Annotated in this window: 2 protein-coding genes; both read right to left on the bottom strand. The window is 73.8% G+C overall.

Features of this window, described 5'->3' with window-relative positions; genetic code table 11:
- Positions 1–437 (bottom strand): DUF4214 domain-containing protein (locus tag B8460_RS07185; protein ID WP_048860903.1); only part of this gene is annotated, 437 nt, incomplete at its 3' end.
- Positions 437–1,468: class I SAM-dependent methyltransferase (locus B8460_RS07180; RefSeq protein ID WP_048860902.1), on the bottom strand; the 1,032-nt coding region annotated here is incomplete at its 5' end. The genes B8460_RS07180 and B8460_RS07185, both read right to left, overlap by 1 nt.

Raw genomic sequence — 1,468 nt, 5'->3', positions numbered from 1 at the left:
CGCGGCAGCCGGAAGATGCCGACCAGGATGCGCAGCCCGCGCCCGATGCCGGGCAGGCGATAGCCCCGGTGCAGCAGCCGCCGCCGCCGCAGCCCGCGCATCCGCACGCCCGCGGCCCGGCCCTCGGCGCTGTAGCGCAGGGCGCACAGGATCTCCGCCTTGCTCACCTCGCCGCTCGACAGGGCGGCGACGAAATGCGCGAGCGCGTCCGGCTCCGGCCGGCGATGCAGCAAGGTCGCATAGGCGCATTCGACGAAGGCGTGGCCGTGCAGCGACAGCAGCGCGCCCAGATCGGATGCCGGCGGCGGCGGCTCGTCCGCGACCGCCACCTCGCGCACCGGGCCGCGCAGCACCTGCTCGCGCATCTCCGCCGCGATCTCGTCCGCGCCCAGCGGCATGAACGACGACGGCTCGCGCCTCGGCTCCACGACGTCCATCAGCCGACGCCCGCCGCAGCAGTCGTACCGATGGCCGTCGCGCCCGCCGCCGGCACCAGCCGCGCCTTCAGCGAGTTGAAGTCCACCTGCGCCGCCTCGACCGACAGGCCGGCGGCGCGGAAGATCGCATCCCATTCACGCATCAGGAAACTCTGCTCGTTCACCCCGCGCGCCAGCTCGCGCAGGAAATCCGGATCGACCGCGCCCGGATGCACGTGCCCCACCGGCTCGCAGAACAGCCCGACGAACCCGCCCGGCCGCAGCTTGCGCGCGGCGTGGGCCAGGGTGCGGGCCGGGTCGGGGAAATGGTGCAGCGTCGCGAACATCACGACCGCGTCGAAATACCCGTCCGGATACGGCAGGTCGGCGGCGTCGGCGCAGATCTGGCGCACCCGCCGCCCCGGCCGCGCCGCCTCCATGCGGTCCTGCACAAGGCAGCCGATCTGCAGGCCGAGCAGGTCGACATCGACGTTGTACAGGTCGCCGTCGATGTCGGCGATCGCCGGATAGGCATTGCCGCCGATCTCCAGCACCCGCGCCCCGCCCCCATGCGGCGCCCTCGCCGGCAGGCGCGCATCGAGCCACGCGCGCAGCATTTCCTGCGCCCGCGCGTGGTCCTGCCCGTAATCGAGCCGCGCGTCCGGATCGGACCGCCAGCCGGCCGGCACCTCCGGCCAGACCGCCGCCCGCAGCGTGACCATGATTTCCAGCGGCGCCTCGCAGAACGCGACCCCCTCCTGCACCGCCATCAGACGCAGACGGTGCCGCCCCTCGACGCGGGGCGCCTCGATCTGCACCGGCAGGGTCAGCTCCCGCCCCGGCGGCAGGTCGAGCGGCAGCGGCGTGCGCAGGTCGGCGGCGCCCGCGACCGGCCGCCCGTCTTCCTCGTACCAGCGCTGCGCGATCGTCACGTGCGTGGGCGGACGGTGGCGCATCACCGTGGCGCCGGCATTGCGGAAACGAACGTTGGCGGTGAAGGCATGGCCCGGCGGGATCACCCGCGGCACGTAATTCGTCAGCCACTGCACCCG

Source organism: Acidisphaera rubrifaciens HS-AP3 (assembly GCF_000964365.1).
Taxonomy (GTDB): domain Bacteria; phylum Pseudomonadota; class Alphaproteobacteria; order Acetobacterales; family Acetobacteraceae; genus Acidisphaera; species Acidisphaera rubrifaciens.
This window is presented reverse-complemented; position numbering and strand designations above follow the sequence as displayed.